Source organism: Streptomyces sp. NPDC001732, assembly GCF_053596315.1.
This window is the reverse complement of record NZ_JBSFFY010000040.1, coordinates 46,019-67,392: the sequence shown is the minus strand read 5'-3', so window position 1 is coordinate 67,392 and position 21,374 is coordinate 46,019. Positions and strand designations below refer to the sequence as shown.

The following is a 21,374-nucleotide window of genomic DNA, read 5'->3' as shown; positions in this document are numbered from 1 at the left end:
GGGGGGGCGCCCCCCCGGGCCGCCCCCCCGGGGCCCCCGCGCCGGGGGGGGGGCCCCCCCACCCTAATCTCTCCCCTTAAACCCCCCCCGGGGGGTGGGGGGGGGGGGGGGCCCCGGGCCCCCCCCCCGCCCCCAGCACCCCAGCCCTCCGGTACCGCGCCGGGCCGATCCGGGCGAAACCCGAGGCAGGAAGCAGGAAGCAGGAAGATGGCAGGCGAGGACAGACTCCGGGAATATCTGAAGAAGGCCACCGCCGATCTGGCCGAGGCGCGCCGCCGGGAGGCCGCCGCCAACGAGCCGATCGCCGTGGTCGGCATGGCGTGCCGGTTCCCGGGCGCACCGTCCGTCGACGGTTACTGGGACCTGCTGTCCAACGGCCGCACCGGTGTCGTCGACGACGTGCCGGACGGGCGCTTCGACCTGGCCGCGCTGCGGGAGACGGACGGCGTCTACACCACCCGGGGCGGCTACCTCGACGACATCGCCGGATGGGACGCCGCGTTCTTCGGCGCGTCCCCGCGCGAGGCCCTGCGGATGGACCCCCAGCAGCGGCTGCTCATGGAGCTGACCTGGGAGTCCCTGGAGGACGCCGGGCTGCCGCCCGCCGATCTGGCGGGCACCCGTACCGCGGTGATGATCGGCCTGTCCGACACCCTGCAGTACGGGCGGATCCAGCAGGAGCGCGAGGGCCTGTCCATGGTCCACGACCCGTACGGGGGGCAGGGCGCCTCGCTGAGCGTGGCCGCCGGCCGGATCGCCTACCACTTCGACCTGCGCGGTCCCACCATGACCGTGGACACCGCGTGTTCCTCGTCGCTGGTCGCCGTGCACCTCGCCGGGGCGGCGCTGCGCCGCGGCGAGTGCTCGACGGCCGTGGTCGGCGGCGGCTTCCTGATGATCCACCGCGACATGTACGTCAACGCCTGCGCCACCGGCATGCTGTCGCGGGACGGCCTGTGCCGGACCTTCGACGCGCGGGCCGACGGCTACGCCATCGGTGAGGGCGCCGGGGTGGTCGTACTGATGCGGCTGTCCGACGCCGTTGCCCAGGGGCGCACCGTGCACGCCGTGATCCGGGGCACCGCGGTCAACCAGGACGGCCGCAGCAACGGCCTCACCGCGCCCAACCGCGCGGCGCAGGTCGACGTGATCCGCCGCGCGCTGGCCGCCGCCGGAGCCGCCCCGCAGGACGTGTCGTACGTCGAGGCGCACGGCTCCGCGACCCGGCTCGGCGACGCCATCGAACTCTCCGCGCTGGGCGACGTGTTCGGCGAGCGGGACGCCGACGACCCGCTGCTCGTCGGCGCGGTCAAGACCAACATCGGGCACACCCAGTCGGCGGCGGGCATGGCCGGACTGATCAAGACCGTCCTGGTGCTGAAGCACGGGACGGTCCCGCCCAACCTGAACATGGAACAGCCCTCGTCCTCGGCCCTGGCCCAGGACCGGCTGCGGCCCGTCACCGCCGCCCGGCCGCTCCCGGCCGACGCCGACGGGCGCCCCCGCCTCGCCGGGGTCAGCTCCTTCGGCTGGTGCGGCACCAACGCCCACGTCGTGCTCGCCGCCCCCGCCGGACACGGGGCCGGGGGCGACGAGGGCGACGAGGCCGTCGGCGGTTCCGGAGCGGCCGAGCTGCTGCTGGTCTCCGCCGCCGACGACGACGCCCTGCGCGTCCGGCTCGGCGACCTGGCGCGGGCCGCGGGCCGCGCCCCGCTCGCCGACGTGGCCCACACCCTGCGCGCCGGGCGCGGCGCGCTGGAGTACCGGCGCGCGCTGGTCGCCGAGAACTCCGAGGACGCCGCCCGCCTGCTGGAGCGGGCCGGACGCGACCCCGGCGTACGCGCCGCCCGGGAGACCCCGCGGATCGCCTTCCTGCTGCCCGGCGTCGGCGACCAGTACCGGGGCCTGGGCCAGGGCCTCTACCGTCGTGAGCCCGTCTTCGCCGCCGCCGTCGACCGGTGCGTGCGGATCGCCGCCGAGCGCTGCGACGTCGACCTGCGCGCCGGCTTCTTCGCCGAGCCGGAGCCCGCCGAGCCCGCCGGGAACCTGCTGCGTCCGGACGCCCCGGCGACGGACGACCCCGACCACCGGGCGGTCGCCTCCCATCTGCTGCTGTTCACCGTGGAGTACGCCCTCGCCGAGCTGCTCGACAGTTACGGCGTCCGCCCCGACGTGCTGGTCGGCTACAGCCTCGGCGAGTACGTCGCGGCCTGCCTGGCGGGGGTGTTCACCCTGGAGGACGCCCTGTGGGTGGTCTCCCGGCGCGCCGCCCTGATCGAGGCCGCGCCGCCCGGCGGCATGCTCGCCGTCGCCGCCCCCGCCGACCGCATCGAGGACGAACTCGCCGGTGCGGGACTCGCGGTGGAGGTCGCGGCGCTCAACGGCCCGCACATGACGGTGCTCAGCGGTCTGCCCGAGGACGTGACCGAGGCCGCCGCCCGCCTCTTCGCGGCGGGTCTGCCCGCCCGTCCGCTGCGCTCCGCGCACCCCTTCCACTCCTCCCTGCTCGCCCCCGCCCGCGACGAACTGGCCCGCGCGGTGGCGTCGGTGGAGCGCAGGCCGCCGACGGTCACCGTGGTGTCCAACGTCACCGGCGCCCCGCTCACCGCCGAGCAGGCCGTGGATCCCGGCTACTGGGCCGGCCACCTCACCAGCCCGGTCCGTTTCTTCGACGGGCTGGGGGCCTGCGCCGGGCTGGACATCGGCGCCTACGTCGAGCTGGGCGCGGGGCAGACCCTCGGCGGACTGCTGCGCCAGCACGCCGGGGCCGCCGACGGCCCGCTCGTCACCGGTACCCTGCCCGCCCGCTGGTCCGCCGACGACCGGTCCGACGAGCGCGCCCACCTGCTGGAGACCTGTGGCCGGCTGTGGGAGCGCGGGATCGGCCTCGACCGGGCGGCCCTCGGGCGCGGCGCGGGTCACCTGGTGCCGCTGCCCCCGTACCCGTTCCGGCGCACCCGCTACTGGCCAAAGGACCGTCTCCTCGCGCAGACCGCGACGGACCTGACGGGCCTGGCGCCCGCGGACCACTGCTACGCCCCGGCCTGGCATCCGGACGTGACCGGGTCCGCCGGTTCCACCGCGTCCGCGCCCGGACCGCTGGAGGGCCCGCTGCTGGTCTTCGCGGACCCGGACGGGGCCGGAACGCGCCTGGCCGACCTCGCCGAGGCCGCCGGAACGCCGGTGCTGGAGGTCGTGCCCGGCACGGAACGGCGGCGCGACGGACGCCGGATGGTGATCGACCCGGAGAACCCGGACCACCACCGTGAGGCGCTGACCGCCGCACGGGCCCTGGGCACCGGCCGCCTGCACGTCGCCCACCTGTGGAGCCTGTGCGAGCCGGTGCGCACCCCGCCGTTCGCCACCGACGCCGAACTGACCACCGCGATCCGGTACGGCTTCGACGCGCTGCTGCTGACCGTGCAGGCCCTCGGCCCGCAGGCCGGCGCCGACGGGGCGGTCCTGGTCACGGCCACGGCAGGGGCGGTCGAGGTCATCGGCCGCGACTGCACGGCCCCGGAGCGGGCACTGGCCCACGGCCTGGCCCGGGTGGGCCGCGCCGAGTACCCGGGCCTGGACTGGCAGGGGGTCGACCTCGACCCGGAGGCCCCGGCGGAGGCGTCCGCCGCCGTGCTGCTGGCCGAGCTGGCCCGCGCGGCGGCCCCGGGCACGCGGGCCGCCGGCCACCCGCTCGCCGCCTGGCGGCGCGGACGGCGGTTGCGCCAGGACTGGGCGGCCGTCGACCTCCCCGCGCAGGACTCCCCGGCGTTCCGGGCCGACGGCACCTACCTGATCACCGGCGGCACCCGGGGGCTGGGCCTGTCGCTCGCCCGGCACCTGGTCCGGTCCGGGGTGCGCCGCCTCGCCCTGGTCGGCCGTACCGACCTGCGGGCCGCCGCGGCGGCCGAGCCGGAGGGCCGGGCCGCCCACAGCCTGCGGGACATCGCCGGCCTGGAGGCGGACGGCGCCGAGGTGCTGCTGCTCACCGCCGATGTGGGCGTGCCGGGCGAGTTGCGGCGCGCGCTGGCCGAGTGCCGCGAACGTCTCGGCGCACCGCACGGGGTACTGCACGCGGCCGGTCTGCCCGCGCGGGGCATGACGTTCCGCATGACGCCCGACGGCTCCCGGCCGGTCCTGGCGCCCAAGGTGCTGGCGATGGGCCCGCTCGCCGAACTGGTGGGGCCCGCCGTGCCGGAGGAGGACCGGCCGGAGCTGCTGGTGCTGTACTCGTCGGCGATCACCGTGTTCGGCGGGATCGGCGAGGGCGACTACTGCGCCGCCAACAGCGTCCTGGACGCCTACGCGTCGGCGCTGTCGGCCGCCGCGCCCGCCACCCGGGTGCTGGCCGTGGCCTGGGGCCCCTGGCAGCACGACGACTGGCAGGCGGAGGGCCCCGGCAGTGCCCTGGCCGTCCGGGTGCGCGAGCACCGCGAGACGTACGGCTTCACCGACGAGGGCGGCTGTGCGCTGCTGGACCGGCTGGCCGGCGCGGCCCACGGCCCGGTGCTCGCCGTCCGCCACGAACTGGCCGAGGGGATGCGCGCCTGGGACGAGGTCTCCGCGCTGGACGAGATGACGGGCGCGGCGGCCACGCCGGACCGCACCCGCTTCCCGCGCCCCGCGCTGCGCGCCGACTACGTCGCGCCGCGCACCGACCTGGAACGCTCCCTGGCCGAGATCTGGGGCCGCCACCTGGGCATCGACGGCGTCGGCGTCCACGACCCCTTCTTCGACCTGGGCGGCAACTCCCTGGTGGGGCTGGCCGTGATGACCACGACCGAGCAGGAGACGAGGACGAGCGCCGCGCCCGCCCTGCTCTTCGCCCACCCCACCGTCGCCGAACTGGCGGCCGCGCTGGAAGGCGCCACGACGGCGACCGCCGTCACCACAGCACAGGACCTCGGCTCCGCGAGGGGCCGGCGACGGCGCCGTGCCCGCGACGCCCAGAGCTCCCCGACGCGGAACCGATGAGGACGAGGACGGACGACATGACCGAGCACCCGATCGAGGTCGCTCCGACGGACATCGCCCTGGTGGGCCTGTCGGGGCGGTTCCCGAAGGCCGCCGACGCGGCCGAACTGTGGGCCAATGTCCGGGCGGGCCGCTCCGGCATCACCCGGTTCACCGACGAGCAGCTCCGGGCCGCCGGGGTCGCACAGCGCCTGCTGGACGACCCCGACTACGTGAAGGCGGGGGCGGTGGTCGAGGGCGTCGACCAGTTCGACGCCGACTTCTTCGGGATCAGCCCGAAGGAGGCCCAGATCCTCGACCCGCAGCACCGGCTGTTCCTCGAACACAGCTGGCACGCGCTGGAGGACGCCGCCTGCGACCCGGCCCGTTTCGACGGCTCGATCGGCGTCTTCGCGGGCTGTGCCATCAGCAGCTACATGACCCACAACCTGGTTCCGGCCGGGGTCGCCGAGCAGGTCGGCGAACTGGCCATGGGCCTGGCCAACGACAAGGACTCACTGCCCCTGCGGGTGGCCCACACCCTCGGCCTGTCGGGCCCCGCCTACGGCATCCAGAGCTACTGCTCGACCTCGCTGGTCGCGGTCTGCGCCGCCGCCACCAGCCTCGCCTCTTTCGAGTGCGACCTCGCCCTGGCCGGCGGCGTCGCCGTCACGGTGCCGGGCGACACCGGCTACCTGTACCAGGCCGGCGGCATCAGCTCCCCCGACGGCGAGTGCCGCGCCTTCGACGCCTCCGGGCAGGGCAGCCTGCTGGGCAACGGCGTCGGCGTGGTCGCGCTGCGCCGCCTGGCGGACGCGCTGGAGGACGGGGACCGGGTCTACGCGGTGATCCGGGGCTGGGCGGTCAACAACGACGCGGGCCGCAAGGTCGGCTTCACCGCGCCCGGCGTCAGCGGACAGGCCGAGGTGGTCGCCGAGGCGCTGGCCGCCGCCGGGCTGGACCCCGCCGACATCACCTACGTGGAGGCGCACGGCACCGGCACCGCGCTCGGCGACGCCGCCGAACTCTCCGCGCTCCAGCAGGTGTTCGCGGGCGAGGAGCTGCTGCTCGGCTCGGTGAAGAGCAACATCGGCCACCTCGACCGGGCCGCGGGCGTCACCGGCCTGATCAAGACCGCGCTCGCGCTGCACCACGAAGAGATCCCCGCCACCCTCAACCACTCCACGCCCAATCCCCAACTGCTCGCCGGTGAGGCACAGTTGGAGGTCGTCACCGAGAACCGTCCCTGGCCGCGCGGCGAGAGCCCCCGGCGGGCCGGCGTCAGCGCCTTCGGCATCGGCGGGACCAACGCCCACGTGGTGGTGGAGGAAGCGCCGGTGCGCGCCGCCGCCGCACCGTCCTCCGAACGCCCCGAGCTCCTGGTGTGGTCGGCGAGGACCGCCACCGCCGCCGACGAGACGGGCCGGCGGCTCGCCGCCCTCCTGGAGACCGCGCCCGACCCGCTGGCCGACGTGGCCCGCACCCTGCACACCGGGCGCGCCGTCTTCACCCACCGCCGCGCCCTGGTCGCCCGCTCGGCGCAGGACGCGGCCCGCGGCATCCACGAGGGCGCGTACCTCGGCGGGCAGGAGGGCCGCACGGACCGGCCGGTCACCCTGTACGTGTCCGACGCCCCGGTCTCCCTGCGCGCCGTGGACGAACTGGCCGCGCGGGAGCCCGAGTTGCGCACCGCCCTCGACGAGTGCCGCACGGCGCTCGGCGGGGCCGGGCTCGGGGACATGACCGAGGAGCAGTCCGCCTTCGCGGTGGCCCACGCGCTGACGGCACTGCTGGGCTCCTGGGGCGTCGTGCCCGCCGCGTACGCCGGCCGGGGCCCGGGACGCCTGGTCGCCGACCGCCTGTCCGAGGCGCTGCCTGCCGCCACCGCCCTGGAAACGCTCGGGTCCGAAGCGGCGGCGGGCTCCGGCCCCGGGGACACCCTCGCCGAGCTGCTCGCCGACGAGGAACGCGTCCTGCTGGTGCTCGGCCCGGCCGACCTGTCCGGCCTGAGCGCCGAGCAGCGGGAACGGGTCGTCGAGGTACTGCCGGAAACGGCCGCCGACCCGCACCTGGCGCTGGCCGAGTCCGTGGCCCGGCTCTGGCTGGCCGGCTCGTCCGTCGACTGGGACGCCCACGCCCGGGGCAGGAACGCCGTGCGGGTGGGGCTGCCCGGCTACCCGTTCGAGCGCCGGCGCTACTGGATCGACCCGCCCGCCGAGACCGCCGAGACCGCCCCCGCCGCTGTCGACTCCGCCCCGGCACCGCAGGACCCGGCCCACGTCACACTGCTGACGCCCCGTTGGACGCGCGACGAGACCACCGCGGACGACGCCGCCGGCCTCACCGGCCGCTACGTCCTCAGCCGGGACCGCTCCGGTGTCGCCGACGCCCTGGCCGGCCTGCTGCGTGCCGCCGGCGTGACGGATGTCGCCCTGGTGGACGGGGCCGCGGCGGCCGAGGCCGCTCCGGCTCCGGCCGAGGGCCCGCTGACCGTGGTCCACCTCGCCCCGCTGGACCCGCGGGAGCCCGGTGACGCGGTGCTCGCCGCCGCCCGGTTCCTGTCCTCCTGGGCGGGCCTGCCCGGAACGGAGCGGGCGGTGCTCGCCACCCGGGGCGCACGGGCCGTGTCCGACGGGGAGGACACCGACCCCGCCCAGGCCGCCCTCGCGGCGCTGCCGGTCGTGGCCGGGCAGGAGTACCCCGGTCTCGACAGCCGGGGCGTGGACCTCGATCCGGCGGCAGGGCCCGCGCAGGCCGCCGCGCAGCTGCTCGCCGAGCTGCGCCGCGCCGCCGGCGACCCGCTGACCGCGTACCGGTCCGGCGACCGGCACCTCCCCTCCTACGCCCCGGCCGCCCCGGCAGACGCCGACGGCCCGGCCGGAGCGGTCCGTCCCGGCGGCCGGTACCTGATCACCGGCGGCTTCGGCGACGTCGGCCTCCTCGTCGCCGGGCACCTGGTGCGCGGCGGCGCGGGTTCCGTCGTCCTGGCCGGCCGTTCCGGGCTCCCGGACGACGCCGCCCACCCGCGCCGACGCGCGGTCGAGGAGCTGCGCTCCCTCGGCGCGGAGATCCACGCGGTGCGGCTCGACGTCACCGACGAGGCCGCCGTGCGCGCCCTGTTCACCGCCGACGGGGCGGACCCGGCCAGTGGGCCGTTCGACGGTGTGGTCCACGCCGCCGCGGACACCACGCAGGACACCTTCCTCCCGCTGAGCGCCCTGACCGAGGAGGCGGTACGACGCCACTTCACGGCCAAGGTGGACGGCGCGCGAAACCTGCGGGCCGTGCTGCGGCAGCTGCCCGCCGCCGACGCGCCCCGCTGGTGCGTGGCGTTCTCCTCCACCTCGGCCCACCTCGGTGGCCTGGCCTTCGGCAGTTACGCGGCGGCCAACGCGGCCCTCGCCGCCGTCGCCGACGGCGCGGCGGGCGACGCCACGCGCTGGATCTCCGCCGCCTGGGACACCTGGGCCCCCACCCTGGAACGCCTGGAGGGTCCGTTCGGCGCCGCGATGACCGCGCACGCCATGACCGCCGGGCAGGCGCTCACCGCCTTCGACGGGCTGTTCACCCGGGCCGCCCGGTCCGTGGTGGTGGCCGCGGGCGGTCTGGAGGACCGGCTGCCCCGTCCCCCGGCGGCCCGGCCCGCCGCGCCGTCGGGCCCGACGGCCACGTTCCCGCGCCCGGAGCTGCCCCAGCCGTACGCCTCCCCGGTCACCGCGACCCAGCGGGCCCTGGCCGAGCTGTGGACCGAGGTGCTGGCCATCGAACCGGTCGGCATCCGGGACAACTTCTTCGACCTGGGCGGCAGTTCGCTGCTCGCCCTGCAGATGCTGGTCACGGTCAAGGAGCGCTTCGGGGTGGCGCTGCCGACGGTCGCCCTGTTCGAGTCGCCGACCGTACGGGGCCTGGCCGCCGTCGTCGACGCGAACGGCGCCCGCCCGGACACCGCCCCGGCCCCGGCCCCGGTGCCCGCGCCCGTACGCCCGGCGACGCCTGCCGGGGCCGTGCCCCCGGTGACGTCCGCCGAGGTCGTGCGCCCCGCGCAGGCCGGACCGTCCGCCGCTCCCGCGGGGGCCGTCGTCCCCGCCGGGCCCGGAGCCGCCGAACCGGACCGCCGGATCGCCATCATCGGCATGGCGGGCCGCTTCCCGGGCGCCGGCGACGTGGTGGAGTTCTGGCGCAACCTGTGCGAGGGCGTCGAGTCGGTCACCTTCTTCTCCCCGGAGGAGCTGATCGAGGCGGGGGTGGACCCGGACCTGGCCAACGACCCGGACTACGTGCCGGCCCGGCCGGTGCTGGACGACATCGCCGGGTTCGACGCCGGTTTCTTCGGGATGAGCCCCCGCATGGCCGCGCTCACCGATCCCCAGCAGCGGCTCTTCCTGGAGGTCTGCTGGGAGGGGCTGGAGCACGCCGGTTACGCCCACGAGGCGTACCGCGACCGGGTCGGCGTGTTCGGCGGCTCGAACCTCAGCACCTACCTGCTCGGCATGTTGCCGCAGCTCGTCGCGGACGGCGAGATCAACCCGTACGAGCTGATCATGAGCAACGACAAGGACGCGCTGACCACGTCCGTGTCGTACCTGTTCAACCTCGACGGGCCGAGCGTGGCGGTGCAGACGTTCTGCTCCACCTCACTGGTGGCCGTGCACACGGCGGTCCGCAGCCTGCGGGCCGGGGAGTGCGAGACGGCGCTGGCCGGCGGCGTTTCGGTGGCCGTGCCGGACCGCAAGGGACACCTGCGGCAGACGGGCGGGATGGACTCCCACGACGGCCACGTCCACTCCTTCGACGCGGAGGCCACCGGCACGCTGTTCGGCGACGGGGCGACCGTGGTCGTCCTGAAGCGGCTCTCCGACGCACTGCGCGACGGGGACACCGTGCACGCGGTCATCCGGGGCTCTGCGCTGAACAACGACGGTGCCCAGAAGGCGGGTTACACCGCGCCGAGCGTCGCCGGGCAGGCGGCGGCGGTGCGCGCGGCGCTGGAGGACGCCCGGGTGAGCGGCGACGAGATCGGCTACGTGGAGGCGCACGGCACGGCCACCGAGCTGGGCGACCCGATCGAGGTCGCCGCGCTCACCCAGGCGTTCGGCACGCACGCGCGTCCGGGGACGATCCCGATCGGCGCGGTGAAGACCAACATCGGTCACCTCAACCACGCCGCCGGCACGGCGGGACTGATCAAGACGGCGCTCACGGTGCGCGAGGGCGTGGTCCCCGCGTCCCTCAACTACACCAGCCCGAACCCGCAGATCGACTTCGCGAACAGCCCGTTCTACGTCAACACCGGGACCACCGCCTGGTCCGGCCCCGAGGGCCGCCCGCGCATCGCCGGGCTCAACTCGCTCGGCATGGGAGGCACCAACGTGCACGTCGTGGTCGAGGAGCCGCCCGGACGCCCGGCCAGGGGCCCGGAGATCCGCCGCCACCACCCGCTGGTGGTCTCGGCCCGGTCCGTCGCCGCCGCCGACCAGGCGGTGCGGGAGCTGGGCGAGCACCTGGCCGCGCACCCCGCACTGCGGCCCTCCGACGTGGCGTTCACCCTGCAGGCCGGACGCAAGGTCTTCGAGCACCGGCGCGCGGCGGTGGTGCACGGAACCTCCCACGGGGCGGCGGTGTTCCGTGGCGAGGACGACGACACGCCGGTGGCGACCCGGGTGGAGACGGTCTCCGGCCGCCCGGTGGCGTTCCTCTTCGCCGGGGTCGGCGAGCAGTACCCCGGCCTGGTCGGCGACCTCTACCGGCACGAGCCGGTGTTCCGCGCCGAACTCGACCACTGCCTGGTCCTGTTGGCGAAGGAGCTGCCGGACGTCGACCTGACCGGGCTGCTCACCGGCGACCGCCCCGGGGCCGGCCCCGACCTGGCCGCACTGCTGGGCCGGGCCACCGGTCCGGCCGACGAGCGGGAGTCGGAGCTGGAGCGCACCGAGGTGGTGCAGCCCCTGATGTTCGCCGTGGACCACTCGCTGGCGCGCACCTTCCTCGCCTGGGGCGTGCGGCCCTCGATGATGCTGGGCTACAGCCTCGGCGAGTACGTCGCCGCCTGTCTGGCCGGGGTGCTGTCGCTGGAGGACGCGATCGCCCTGGTCGTGCACCGGGCACGGCTGATCGGCGAGGCGGAACGCGGCGCCATGGCGGCCGTGCCGCTGGACGAGGAGCAGCTGCGCGACCGTTACGGGCTGTCGGAGCGCGGCCTGGACGTCGCCGCGGTGAACGGGCCGTCCGCCGTGGTGGTGGCCGGGCCGTCCGAGGCGCTGGAGTCCCTGGTCTCCGACCTGGCACGGGACGGTCTCCCGGCCCGGCCGCTGCGCACCACGCATGCCTTCCACTCCCGGATGCTGGCGCCGCTGGCCGACCGGCTCACCGACTGGGTGTCCGGGAACGTCACCCTCAACCCGCCCACGTCGCCGTACCTGTCCAACGTCACCGGCGAGGTCGCCGACGCCGCCCTGGTGTGCGACCCGGGCTACTGGGCCGCGCACATGTGCCGCACGGTCCGCTTCTCGGACGCGGTGGAGCGGTTGCTCGCCGAGCCGGAACTGGCGATCGTGGAGATCGGTCCGGGCCCGTCGCTGGGTGCGATGGTGCGCGGGGCCGGCTGCCCGCCGGAGCGCTGGCCGCTGATCACCGCCACCCTGCCCGCGCAGAACGATCCGCGCCCCGCCGACCTGGTGCTCACCGAGTGCGTCGCCCGGCTCTGGATGACGGGCGTGGACCTCGACTGGGCCGCCTACCACGGCTCCGGTCCCGCCACCGCCGCGTTCCACGAGGGCGCCGTGCCCGGCCGGGTGCCGCTGCCGACCTACCCCTTCCAGCGCCAGCGCTACTGGATCGACCCCGCGCCGATGCCCGGTGGCCGGGCCGCGCCGGCCTGTGTCGCCTCGGGCGCGTCGGCCCCGTCCGCCGGGACCTCCCCGGAGGAACCGGCCTCCTTCGCCGACCTGGAACGCGTGCCGTTGCTGCCGGAGGAGCAATGGCTGTGGCAGCCGGTGTGGCAGCAGACGGCGGCTCCGGCCCCCGCCGAGCGGCAGCCCGGCCACTGGCTGGTGTACACCGACGGCGCGGTCGCCGAGCGGATCCTGGCGGAGGTGCGCCGGGCCGCGGAGCGGGACGGCGCGACGGTCACCGCGGTCCGGCCCGGCGACGGCTTCGCCGAGCTGCCCGACGGCGACCGCACGATCCGCCCCGGCAGCCACGAGGACGCCCTGGAACTCCTGACGGACCTGCGGGCGCGCGGGCTGGAGCTGGAGCGGGTGGTCCACCTGTGGACCCTCGGCGACGACCGGGCCCGCGACGCCGCCGACGACGAGATGGTGTGGCGCGGTCTGCACACCGTGGTCGCGCTGGCCCGCGCGGCCGACGAACTCGGCCGTCTCGGCTGGGAACTCGACCTGGTCACCGCGGGCGTCCACCAGGTGCTGGACGGCACGGAGGTACGCCCCGGCGCGGCCACCCTGGTCGGTCCGTCCCTGGTGGTGCCGCTGGAGTACCCGGGCATCGAGACCCGGCTGATCGACGCGCTGCCCGGGGTCCCGGCCGCCTCGGTCGCCGCCGAGCTGCGCCGGCCGCGCACCGACCGGGCCGTGGCGCTGCGCGGTACCCGGCGCTGGGTCCCGGGGTACGAGTGCCTGGCCCCGGCCGACCCCGAGACGGTCGCGGCGGACCTGCTGCGCGAGGAGGGCGTCTACCTGATCACCGGCGGTCTGGGCGGGATCGGCCTGGCCATGGCGGAGCGGCTGGCCCGTTCCTGCCGGGCCCGGCTGGTGCTGATGGGCCGGCGCGGGCTGCCGCCCCGCGAGCGGTGGGAGGCCGTCGCGTCCGGCGCCGAGCAGGCCGAGGACGCGGTGCGCGAGCGGGTCCGCCAGGTGCTGGGGCTGCTGGAACTGGGCGCCCTGGTGGAGATCGTGGAAGGCGATGTGGCGGACCCGGACGACATGCGCCGGGCGGTGGGCGCGGCCCGGGAGCGGTTCGGCGCGCTGCACGGCGTGCTGCACGCCGCCGGAGTGCCGGGCACCGGCCTGATCCAGTTCAAGGAGCCGGAGGACTCCGAGCTGGTCCTCGCGCCGAAGGTCGACGGCCTGCGGGCCCTGACCGACGCGCTGGGCATCGACGGGCCGGACGAGACGGAGCTGGACTTCCTGGTCCTCTTCTCGTCCATCACCTCCGCCACCGGCGGCGGGCCGGGCCAGGTGGACTACTGCGCCGCCAACGCCTACCTGGACGCGACGGCGGCGCGGCTCGCGGAGGGCGGTCGCCGGGTGATCTCCATCGGCTGGGGCGAATGGACCTGGAACGCCTGGGACTTCGGCCTGGCGGGCTACGACGACGAACTGCAGTCGTTCTTCCGCCAGCACCGCGCGACCTTCGGCATCGGCTTCGACCAGGGCTGGCGGTGCCTGCTGCGGGCCCTGGCCACCGGTGAGCCGCGCGTGGTGGTGTCCACCCAGGACCTGCCGACCATCGTCCGCTACAGCACCGGCTTCACCGTCGAGGCGGTCCTCACCCCGGCGATCGCGGGCACCACGCCCGGCACCCGCCACCCGAGGCCCGAACTGCTGACCCCCTTCCGGGAGCCGGAGGGGCCGGCCGAGGAGGCCGTGGCCGGGGTCTGGTGCGAGCACCTGAAGCTGGCGTCCGTCGGTTCCCTGGACAACTTCTTCGAACTCGGAGGCAGTTCGCTCCTGGGCATCGCCGTGCTGGCCCAGCTCCGCCGTTCCTTCCCGGACGCCGAGCTGCCGCCCCGCGTGCTGTACGAGGCCCCCACGGTCGAGGCCCTGGCCCGCGTGGTCCAGGGCCTGGAGACACCGGTCGGCCACCGCCCCGCCTGACCGCGGCCCGCACCACCCCGCACACCCCGGCACGCAACACAGGAACACAGAAACGGAGAACAGTGGCATGACCGTCGTAGGAGTCGTCGGCGCAGGCGTCATGGGAACAGGCGTCGCGCAGAACCTCGCCCAGTACGGCTTCGAGACCGTCCTGGTGGACGTCTCGGAGGAGATCCTGGCCGACGCCAGGGCCGTGATCGCCCGCAACGCCCGCCTCAGCGGCCTGATGGGGGGCCCGGCCCTCGACCCCGAGGAGATCCTCGGCCGGATCACCACCGCCGCCGGTCTGGACGCCCTCGCCAAGGCCGATTTCGTGATCGAGAACGTCACCGAGGACTGGGAGACCAAGAAGGCCGTCCACCAGGAGCTCGACCGGGTGCTCTCCCCGACCGCGATCGTGATCGTGAACACCTCGGCGATCCCGATCACCCGGGTCGCCTCCCTCGGCGCCCACCCGGAGCGCGTGGTGGGCGTCCACTTCATGAACCCGGTGCCGGCCAAGCCGGTGGTGGAGCTGATCCCCGGCTTCCACACCAGCACGGAGACCGTGGAGAGCACCCGGACGTTCCTGGCCGGCTTCGGCAAGAGGGCCGTCGACGTCAAGGACGCGTCCGGTTTCGTCTCCAACCGCGTGCTGATGCTCACCGTGAACGAGGCGGCGTACCTGGTGCACGAGGGCGTCGCCACCGCCGAGTCCGTCGACGAGGTCTTCCGGGGCTGCTTCGGCCACCCGATGGGCCCGCTGGAGACCGCCGACCTGATCGGTGTCGACACGATCCTCTACAGCGTCGAGGTGCTCTACGAGCACTACGCCGACAGCAAGTACCGCCCCTGTCCGCTGCTGAAGCAGATGACGGACGCCGGGCTGCACGGCCGGAAGACCGGCCGTGGTTTCTACACCTACGGAACCCAGGAGTAATCATCATGACCACCGTCGCCGTCACCGCCGCCGAGCGCATCACCTCCTTCGTCCGGGGTCGCTTCCCGCAGGCCGAGATCACCGCGGACCAGGACATCTTCGCCCTCGGCTACATCAACTCCCTCTTCGCGATGGAGCTGGTGATGTTCATCGAGAAGACCTTCGGCTTCACCGTCCCCAACGACGAGCTGAAGATCGACAACTTCCGCACCGTCGACGCGATGTCCGCGCTCGTCGGCCGCCTGGACACGGCCGCCTGACCGGCGGCGCACACGGAGAACCGAGGAGGATCAGCATGACGACCACGGTCGCGCCGCCGCCGGAAGGCGGCGCGCGGGCCGATGGCCCGGCCATCGACCGGGCTTCGGTACGCGCGTTCGTCGACGAGTTCGTCACCCCGTACGCCGACGACTGGGACCAGGCCGGTCAGGTGCCCGGCGAGCTCCTGGAGCGGGTCGGCGCCCTGGGCCTGTGGGCCCCGTTCCTGCCCCGGCACCTGGGCGGCCGGGGTCTCGACCTGGTGACCCTGGGCGAGGTGCACGAGGAAGTCGGCCGCGGCTGCTCTTCGGTCCGCTCCCTGCTCACCGTGCACACCATGCTGTCGTGGGCCCTGCTGCGCTGGGGCTCGGCCGAGCAGCTGGAGCGGTGGGCGCCCTCGCTCGCCGAGGGCAGTGTGCGCGGTGCGTTCTGCCTGTCCGAACCGGGTGCGGGCAGCGACGCGGCCGGCATCTCCGCCTCGGCCGTCCCCCACCGGGGCGGCTGGCTGCTCAACGGCCACAAGAAGTGGATCACCGGCGGGCAGATCGCCGACCTGTTCCTGGTGTTCGCCGGCACCGGGACCTCGATCCTGGCGCTCCTCGTCCCCAAGGACACCCCCGGGGTACGCGTCAAGCCGCTCGACGAGATCTTCGGCACCCGCGCCTCGATGCTCGCCGAGATCGAGTTCGACGACGTGCAGCTGGGCCCGGACGCGCTGCTCGGCCCGAGCTCCTTCGCCTCCGGCATGGTGCTCAGCGGCACCCTCGACCTGGGCCGCTACAGCGTGGCCTGCGGCTCGGTCGGCATCGTCCAGGCCTGCCTGGACGCCAGCGCCGACTACGCCGTCCGGCGCACGGTCGGCGGCACCGCGCTGCGCGACCTCCCGCTGATCCGCGCCAAGCTCACCGACATGGTGACCGACGTGCGGGCGGCCCGGCTGCTGTGCCGTCAGGCCGGGGAGCTCAAGGACGCCGCGGACCCGGCGACCATCATGGCCACCTGGGTGGCGAAGTACTTCGCGTCGACCGCCGCCGCCCGGCACTCCACCGAGGCGGTCCAGATCCACGGCGCCAACGGCATGACCCCTCACTACCCGGTGGCCCGTCTGATGCGGGACGCCAAGGTCGCCGAAATCATCGAAGGCAGCAACGAGATCCAGCGGCTGACCATCGCCGACGAGGCGTTCCGCGACGGAACGCCGGGAACAGGAGGAACGCTGTGACCACAGCGACACAGCCGCCGCCCGCCGGACAGCCGGACGACCCGTACCGCAAGCCGGTGCGCGGCCGGATCAAGTGCGTGGTGTGGGACCTCGACAACACCCTGTGGGACGGGGTGCTGCTGGAGGACGGCGAGGTCACCGTGCGCCCCGGCGTGGTGGAACACATCCGCCGCCTGGACGCGCTGGGCATCCTGCACTCCGTGGCCAGCAAGAACGACCACGAGACCGCCATGGCCAAACTGCGCGAACTGGGCCTGGCGGAGATGTTCCTCTGCCCGCGGATCGGCTGGAACCCGAAGTCCGAGTCGGTGAAGACGATCGCCGCCCGGCTCAACCTCGGTCTGGACGCGTTCGCCTTCGTCGACGACCAGGACTTCGAGCTGGCCGAGATGGAGTTCTCGCTGCCCGAGGTGACCCGGATCAACGCCGCGGACGTCGACACCGAGTTGCTGCGCGACGAATTCCGGCCGCGGTTCGTGTCCGACGAGTCCGCGCGCCGCCGCGAGATGTACCACAGCCAGCTCGCCCGGGAGGAGCTGGAGAGCGAGTTCACCGGCACCAGCGAGGAGTTCCTGGCCGGTCTGGACATGGCCTTCACCATCGCGCCGGCCGGCCGGGAGGACCTCCAGCGGGCCGAGGAACTCACCGTCCGCACCAACCAGCTCAACGCCACCGGCCGCACCTACTCCTACGACGAGCTGGACGAGCTGCGCGAGTCCGACGACCACCTGCTGCTGGTCGCCGAACTCACCGACCGCTTCGGGTCCTACGGCAAGATCGGTCTGGCCCTGGTGGAGAAGGGCGCACAGGACTGGCGGCTGCGGATGCTGCTGATGTCCTGCCGGGTGATGTCCCGCGGTGTCGGCTCGGTGCTGCTCGGCCACCTGATGCGCCTGGCCCGCGATGCCGGAGTCGGCCTGACCGCCGACTTCGTGGAGACCGGCCGCAACCGGATGATGCAGATCACCTACGCCTTCGCGGGCTTCCGCGAGGTGAGCCGCGAGGGCGACCGCGTGGTGCTCGCCGCCGACCTGGGCCAGACGCAGGACGCCCCGGACTACGTACGGCTGGAGGTCGTCTCGTGACCACGGCCGCCGCGCCCGCGTCCGCGGCCCGCACGGAGAGGCCGGCCGGCAACTGGTTTCCCTTCGCCGAACACCCGGGCAGCGACGGCCCGTTGCTGTACTGCCTGCCCCATGCGGGCGGTTCGGCCTCCGCGTTCCGGTCCTGGTTCGGCCGGATCGGACGGACCTCGATCCGGCCGGTCCAGCTCCCCGCCCGCGAGACCCGGCTGCGCGAGACCCCGTACGAGGCCATGGACCGGCTGGTTCCCGACCTCGCTCGGGCCGTCCTCGCCGACCTGGCCGCGGGGCCGGCCGGCCGGCCGTACGCCGTGTACGGGCACAGCCTGGGCGCGACGATCGCCTTCGAGCTGGTCCGGGAGATCCGCCGTCGGCAGGGGCCGGACCCGGTCCAGCTGATCGTGTCCGGCTGCCGGGCCCCCGGTGGGGGCCCGGCAGCGGAGGAAGAGGACGACCCGCGGATGACGGATGCGAGCGACGACGAGGTGGTCGCGCTGCTGCGACGCATCGGCGGAACCCCGGAATGGATGCTCACGGACCCGTCGGTGCTGCGGCTCATCCTGCCCCCGTTCCGCGCCGACTTCACGGTCAAGGAGTCCTACCGGTACCGCGCCGAACCGCCGTTGACCGTGCCCGTCACCGCACTGGCCGCCGACGGCGACCCCCGCGGACTGGCCTCCGACATGGCCGGCTGGCAGCAGGAGACGACCCGCCCGCTGACCCTGCACACCCTGTCCGGCGGGCACTTCGCGGTCCTCGAACAGGCCGCGGTCACCCACGGGCACCTCGCGCGTGCGCTGCGGAGCGCGGTATGACCACCCGGCATGCCGTCCCACCCGGTCCGGCGGCGAAAGCCGTTCCGGCCGACCGCCACGACGGGACGCTGACCGGCTGGTTCCTGCGGGGACTCGCCCTCGACCCGGGCGCCGAGGCGCTCCGGGTCGGGGCGGACCGGGTGGCCTACGGCGAGCTGCACCGGGAGGCCCTCGCCCTGGCCGGCGCCGTCACGGCGGCCGTGCCGGGCGGGCGGCCCCGCCGGGTCGGTCTGCTGGCCGCCCGGTCCGTGACGGCGTACGCGGGTCATCTCGCCGCCGGGTACGCGGGGGCGGCCGTCGTCCCGCTCAACCCGGCCTTCCCGGCGGAACGCACCGCCCAGATGGTCACCGCGGCCGGTCTGGACGCGGTGATCGTGGCCGCGGAGGGCGAGGCCGTGTTGCCGGCCCTCGCCGAGGTCCTGGACCGGGTCCCGGTGGTGCGCCGGCCGTCGGCCCGCGCGCCCCTGCCCGAGCCGCGCCCGGCGGGCCCCGACGACGTGGCGTACATCCTGTTCACCTCGGGCTCGACCGGCCGCCCCAAGGGCGTGCCGGTGCTGCACCGCAACGCGGACGCCTATCTGCGGTTCGTCCACGACCGCTACGGCTTCCACCCGGGCGACGTCTTCTCGCAGACCTTCGACCTCACCTTCGACCTGTCGGTCTTCGACCTGTACGGCGCCTGGGGAGCGGGCGGCACCCTCGTCTGCGTGCCCCCCACCGCCTATGCGTCGTTGGAGCGGTTCGTCGCCGGCCACGGCATCACGGTGTGGTTCTCCGCCCCCAGCCTGATCTCCCAGCTGTCCCGTCGGCCGCGGGGGCTGGCGGCGGGCTCGATGCCCTCGCTGCGCTGGAGCCTGTTCTGCGGGGAACCGCTGCTGGCCCACGACGCCGCGGGCTGGCAGAGCGCCGCGCCCGCCTCCGTGGTGGAGAACCTGTACGGCCCCACCGAGCTCACCATCTCGTGCAGCGTCCACCGCTGGGACCCGGTGCGCTCGCCCGGACGCTGCGTCAACGGCATGGTGCCCATAGGCACGCTCCATCCCGGCCTGCGCCACCTGGTGCACGACGGCGAGCTCTGCGTGACCGGGGACCAGATGTTCCCCGGATACCTGGACCCGGCCGACGACGAGGGGCGGTTCCGGGAGGTCGGCGGCGTCCGCTGGTATCGCACCGGGGACCTGGTGCGTGAACTGGACGACGGCGAACTGGCCTGCCTCGGACGGCTCGACCAGCAGGTGCAGGTCAACGGGATCCGGGTCGAGCTCGGCGAGGTGGAGTGTGCCCTGCGACGGGTGGACGGCATCCGTGACGCGGTCGTGGTGGCCGTCGGCGGCGAACTCACCGCCTATCTGCTGGGCACCGCGCGCCCGCCGGGCGAACTGGCCCGGTCGCTGGCCGAGTTCCTGCCCCGTCCGCTCGTCCCGCGCCGCTTCGTGCACCTGGACGCGTACCCGCTGAACGCCAACCGCAAGATCGACCGCAAGGAGCTCACCGCCCGCGCGGCCCGGCACGCATGAGGTCCGTGCCGCCCCGGGCACCGGGGCGGCACGGACCTCCGGGTCGTCCCGGCCGGGTCACAGCAGGTGGCTGCGGCCCCATCCGCGGGAGAGCCGGTAGGCGGCGAGCACCCCGAAGACCAGGGCGATGGCCAGGCACACCAGCACGGGCCTGACCATCCCCGCGCCGTCCCCGACCAGCGCTGCGCGCAGCAGGGACATCGCCCAGTAGCCGGGCGAGAACGGTGCGATGTCCCGGGTCCAGCCCTCCATCAGTTCCACCGGCACCAGTGCCCCGCCGATCGCACTGATGGAGATGGCCCCCAGGTCGGTGACCATGCCGAGGTCGCCCCGGCTGCGGGCCACGGTGGCCAGGAACGCCCCCATGGACAGCAGGGCGAGCCCCCACACGGCGATGGCCAGGGCCACCCAGCCGATCACGGCGGCGGGCAGGCTCAGCCCGAGCACCAGCGAGCCGTACACCATCAGCACGGACTGCTGGACCATCAGGATCACGAAGCAGGGCACCAGCTTGCCGAGCAGCAGTTCGGCCTGCCCGGCCCGGGTGCTCCTGAGCCGGTCCCAGGTGCGCCACTCCCTCTCGACCATGATCGAGTTGCCCACGACGGCCAGCGCGAAGACCGAGAACATCACCAGCGGACCCGTCACCGCCTGCACGGTGCCGCTCTCCAGCGCCTCCACGTACAGGGGGCGCAGCACGAGCATCAGCACCATGGGGATCGCCACGTAGCTGATCAGCTGGCCTGGGTCGCGCAACCGCAGGACGAGGTTGTGCCGGACGAGGATTCCGGTGCGCAGCAGGGTGTCAGTCGCCATCGAGTACCGCCAGGGATCGGTAGAGGTCGTCGAGATCGGGCTTGCGGACGTCGACCGACGCCACCGGCCGGCCGGCCGCCGCGAGCATCCCGGCCAGGGCACCCGTCGGGTCGTCGGTGGAGCGGCGTTCCTCGGTCCCGTCGTCGAAGGTGAGCCGCACCTCGCCCGGCAGGCCGGTGAGCAGCTCGTCGGCGGTGCCGCGGGCGATCACCCGGCCGCGCTTGGCCACCGCGAGGGTGGCCTCAAGCTCCGTCAGCTCGGTGAGGTAGTGGGTGGTGTAGACGACGGCGGCACCGTCGTCGGCCCGGCGCCGGACGGTCTCCAGGAGCGCCTGCCGGGTCTCCGGGTCGGCGCCCGCCGTGGGCTCGTCGAGCAGCAGCAGGGCGGGCCGGTGGATCAGGGCCGCCCCGGCCTGGGCCCGGCGCTGCTGACCGCCGGAGAGGAACCCGGCGGGCCGGTCGAGGAACTCGGTGAGCCGCAGATCGACGGCGACCTCGTCGATCGCGTCCCGCAGCGCGCCCCGGCGCAGCCCGAAGAGGCCGCCGAACAGCTTCAGGTGCTCGCGGACGGTGAACGACGGGTAGAGCGCCAGGTGCTGGGGGCAGACCCCGACCAGGTGGCGGCCGGCGTGCGGGGTGTGGCCGGCGACGCTCACGGTTCCCCCGTCGGCGCGGATCAGCCCGGAGACGACCTCCACGAAGGTGCTCTTGCCCGCTCCGTTGTGGCCGACCAGACCGACGATCTCGCCCGGGGCGACGCTCAGGGTGAAGCCGCCGAGGGCCTGGATGTCGCCGTAGCGCTTGGTCAGGCCGGTGACCTCCAGTACGGGTCCGGCGGTCCCCTTCCCGGACGGCTGTGCTCGCCCGGGGCCGGGGGTGCCGCGTTGCGTGGGCGGTGCGGGGGACGCTGGGATGTTCATTCGGACTCCTGCGTGAATGCCCCGCGGTGGCACGGGGGTGGGGAC

General features: G+C 74.8%; 10 protein-coding genes. 8 read left to right on the top strand and 2 right to left on the bottom strand.

The window, feature by feature from the left end; translation table 11 throughout:
* The first annotated feature begins 207 nt into the window (after nucleotides 1-207).
* The 8 genes from ACWCXX_RS29065 (at nucleotide 208) to ACWCXX_RS29030 (ending at nucleotide 19,594) form a co-directional block, all read left to right on the top strand.
* Nucleotides 208-4,971, top strand: a complete 4,764-nt coding sequence (locus tag ACWCXX_RS29065) for an SDR family NAD(P)-dependent oxidoreductase (protein WP_451132318.1) — start codon at nucleotides 208-210, stop codon at nucleotides 4,969-4,971.
* Between the two features lie 17 nt (nucleotides 4,972-4,988).
* The gene (locus tag ACWCXX_RS29060; RefSeq protein ID WP_451132316.1) at nucleotides 4,989-13,781 is read left to right on the top strand and encodes an SDR family NAD(P)-dependent oxidoreductase; all 8,793 of its coding nucleotides are present in this window, start codon (nucleotides 4,989-4,991) and stop codon (nucleotides 13,779-13,781) included.
* A 67-nt stretch (nucleotides 13,782-13,848) separates the two neighbouring features.
* Entirely contained in the window at nucleotides 13,849-14,700 is an 852-nt protein-coding gene (locus tag ACWCXX_RS29055) for a 3-hydroxyacyl-CoA dehydrogenase family protein (RefSeq protein ID WP_451132314.1), read from the top strand.
* Between the two features lie 5 nt (nucleotides 14,701-14,705).
* Entirely contained in the window at nucleotides 14,706-14,960 is a 255-nt protein-coding gene (locus ACWCXX_RS29050) for an acyl carrier protein (RefSeq protein WP_451132312.1), read from the top strand.
* A 35-nt stretch (nucleotides 14,961-14,995) separates the two neighbouring features.
* Nucleotides 14,996-16,180 carry an acyl-CoA dehydrogenase family protein gene (locus ACWCXX_RS29045; RefSeq protein ID WP_451132310.1) on the top strand — a complete coding sequence of 395 codons (1,185 nt, stop codon included), beginning with the start codon at nucleotides 14,996-14,998 and terminating at the stop codon, nucleotides 16,178-16,180.
* The gene (locus tag ACWCXX_RS29040; RefSeq protein ID WP_451132308.1) at nucleotides 16,177-17,265 is read left to right on the top strand and encodes an HAD-IIIC family phosphatase; all 1,089 of its coding nucleotides are present in this window, start codon (nucleotides 16,177-16,179) and stop codon (nucleotides 17,263-17,265) included. Before ACWCXX_RS29045 ends, ACWCXX_RS29040 begins: the two co-directional genes overlap by 4 nt.
* Nucleotides 17,262-18,077, top strand: a complete 816-nt coding sequence (locus tag ACWCXX_RS29035; RefSeq protein WP_451132306.1) for a thioesterase II family protein — start codon at nucleotides 17,262-17,264, stop codon at nucleotides 18,075-18,077. The genes ACWCXX_RS29040 and ACWCXX_RS29035 overlap by 4 nt, the downstream gene beginning before the upstream one ends.
* The gene (locus ACWCXX_RS29030) at nucleotides 18,074-19,594 is read left to right on the top strand and encodes an AMP-binding protein (protein ID WP_451132304.1); all 1,521 of its coding nucleotides are present in this window, start codon (nucleotides 18,074-18,076) and stop codon (nucleotides 19,592-19,594) included. The genes ACWCXX_RS29035 and ACWCXX_RS29030 overlap by 4 nt, the downstream gene beginning before the upstream one ends.
* Nucleotides 19,595-19,651: 57 nt before the next feature.
* Here the strand turns inward: ACWCXX_RS29030 and ACWCXX_RS29025 are convergent, their stop codons facing one another.
* Together ACWCXX_RS29025 and ACWCXX_RS29020 are read right to left on the bottom strand one after the other, a co-directional pair.
* On the bottom strand, nucleotides 19,652-20,410 hold the full coding sequence (locus tag ACWCXX_RS29025; RefSeq protein ID WP_451132302.1) for an ABC transporter permease: 759 nt from the start codon (nucleotides 20,408-20,410) through the stop codon (nucleotides 19,652-19,654).
* Nucleotides 20,400-21,329 (bottom strand): ABC transporter ATP-binding protein, encoded by a 930-nt coding sequence (locus ACWCXX_RS29020; protein WP_451132300.1) that lies wholly within the window; start codon nucleotides 21,327-21,329, stop codon nucleotides 20,400-20,402. The genes ACWCXX_RS29025 and ACWCXX_RS29020 overlap by 11 nt, the downstream gene beginning before the upstream one ends.
* Between the last annotated feature and the right edge of the window lie 45 nt (nucleotides 21,330-21,374).